A 2,383-nucleotide genomic window follows, 5' to 3' on the forward strand; every position below is an offset into this window, starting at 1 on the left:
ATTAGTTTAGATTTCATTGATATTTAAAGTTCTTCAGAGAGCATTTGATAAGTAATTTTTTGTGCAATTCATCCATGACCTAAGAGGTCATGGTATTCTTGCAATATTTTTGATAAAAAAAAAGTATAAAGAAATAAAACCTGCAGGCTTATTTCTTTTTTTTCTTTTGAACATTTTTTTTCATTTCCACGAGTGTAAATTCACAAATCAATATAACACCCCCACTATATTATTAAAAGTTATTTATATTTTTATAAATTGTACTATATAAATATACCAATTTTACATCTAATTTAAGAAGAGGTTCATCAAAAATTTATTAGACCGACTTTTTATTCATTTTTAAAAAAATCAATAGCCCTCCGAAATTTAATTTTGGGAGGCCCCCTAAAAAACCAATAATACAAAAAAAAGATAAAAAAATTTTAGAGAAAAATTATAATATTTAAAACAATAAATATTTTTTAAATTAAAAAATAAAATGATTAATATGGGATTTTATAGTGCAAATACTCTTGAGCAGAAAAGAGTAAAACAACTGACTGGAGACATCAACATTCATGACATGTTCAAAAATGAATGCAATGCAAGAGGAATACCTATCTACAATGCATACAACATTCAAAAAAGACTAATTCATGAAGTAGAAGAAGAACAGCTTGTCGGCGTAGACCAAGTAGATGAAAGACTAATGGAATTATTGGAAGAGAGAGGAAAAAACAAAGTTACACACAGATATGTCGATTTTGTTTCTAGAGAAGACAGTGCATCCAGAGGCGTAATTCCGAAAATGCCTGAACAAGAAAATAAATTACCTCCAAAAGACCAAATCAGAATACCTCCAAGGGCAAGGGACGGTCAGACATTCAAAACTGATGACGAACTTCCGGAACGTGAAATGTTAAAGAAAATCATGCTCCAGAATAAAAAGATTATTAATCAGAATAAGATTATCATAGAACAACTCAAAAGATTAGGTGAAAACAATGATTGATGGAATAAAAACTTACGGATCAGACGAATTAACTAAAAAACTACAGGAATGTGATGATCCGGTATTCATACTTACTATTGGAACTACTGAAACCTCATTGATTGATGGAATTTCAGGTGCCGGCCCATCAGCAGATTTAACCGAATATACACCAGCATCTGATGTTGAATTCATGGTTTTAGGTGAAGTGAGATGCTGTGAAGCTCCAGCCGAAACTGTTGTAGGCGATGCGGCAGCACCAACTCCTGCAAGACTTACCAAATCAGCACTCCAACTGGCAAATATCCCATTCATAATTGTCGATGCAGGTTCCAAAATTAAACCAGATGTGGAATATGTAAACTTTGGAAAAGAATATGGAAGAGACATTAGAACCGGAAAAGGAGTTTTAAACCCATTGGAAATATTTGAAAATGCGAAAGATTTGGGAGCTGAACTGTCTAGAAGACATGAAATGCTCATCATCGGTGAAAGCATAGCTGCAGGAACAACAACCGCACTGGGAGTTTTAAGGGCTCTTGGCTATGATGCAAATGAAAAGGTTAGCGGCAGTCTGCCACATAACCCTCATGACATGAAAACAAAAGTCGTTGATGAAGGTTTAAGAAATGCTGGACTTGACCCTAAAAAAGATGACATCGATGCAATTCAAGCAATAGCTGCAGTGGGAGATCCTACATTACCTGCAATGGCCGGAATGGTACTGGGCTCAGACATCCCGATAATCCTCGGCGGAGGAACACAAATGGCAGCTGTTTGTGCAATAATTAAATCCGTACAGCCTAACTTTGACTTTTCAAGAATCAATTTATCAACAACAACATACGTTGCAGGAGATGAAAGTGCAGATTTATTCGGAATCTTAAAACAAATCGATGATAACATTACAGTCAATGTAGTGGACCCTCGTTTTGAAGAATCAGAACATAAAGGTCTGCAGAATTATCTTAAAGGATTTGTTAAAGAGGGTGCCGGTGCCGGAGGGGCGATGTATACCGCACTCGTTTTAGGAAATTCCGTTGAAAAACTCAGAAAAAAAATAGAAAAAGTTTGCAGATAGAGATTTCATTCTCTAACTCTTTTTTTGACAACCTCACCAAATTTTAAATCAGTCCTCTATTTCACATCATCGAAATTTTTTAGATATATTTATCAAAAATATTGCAAGAATACCATGACCTCTTAGGTCATGGATGAATTGCACAAAAAATTACTTATCAAATGCTCTCTGAAGAACTTTAAATACCCATGAAATCTAAACTAATAAATGACAAAGTTAATCAAAACTTTTTTCAACGATAACCAAGTTTAAAAAAGCAAAACATTAACATTTTTGTCTGAACCCATGGGACGAGGGAGATAGCCTAGGATAATATCAAATAACCAACG

The 2,383-nt window shown here is 34.2% G+C and carries 2 protein-coding genes; both read left to right on the forward strand.

The window, feature by feature from the left end:
* The first annotated feature begins 490 nt into the window (after nt 1-490).
* Nucleotides 491-994: a hypothetical protein gene (locus tag ACKI2P_RS02870; RefSeq protein ID WP_407374827.1), complete on the forward strand. Its 504-nt coding sequence runs from the start codon at nt 491-493 to the stop codon at nt 992-994.
* Nucleotides 987-2,054 carry a nicotinate mononucleotide-dependent phosphoribosyltransferase CobT gene (cobT, locus tag ACKI2P_RS02875; RefSeq protein ID WP_407374829.1) on the forward strand — a complete coding sequence of 356 codons (1,068 nt, stop codon included), beginning with the start codon at nt 987-989 and terminating at the stop codon, nt 2,052-2,054. Before ACKI2P_RS02870 ends, cobT begins: the two co-directional genes overlap by 8 nt.
* Nucleotides 2,055-2,383: the final 329 nt, after the last annotated feature.

It is taken from the genome of Methanobrevibacter sp., from assembly GCF_045541095.1.
GTDB lineage: Archaea > Methanobacteriota > Methanobacteria > Methanobacteriales > Methanobacteriaceae > Methanocatella.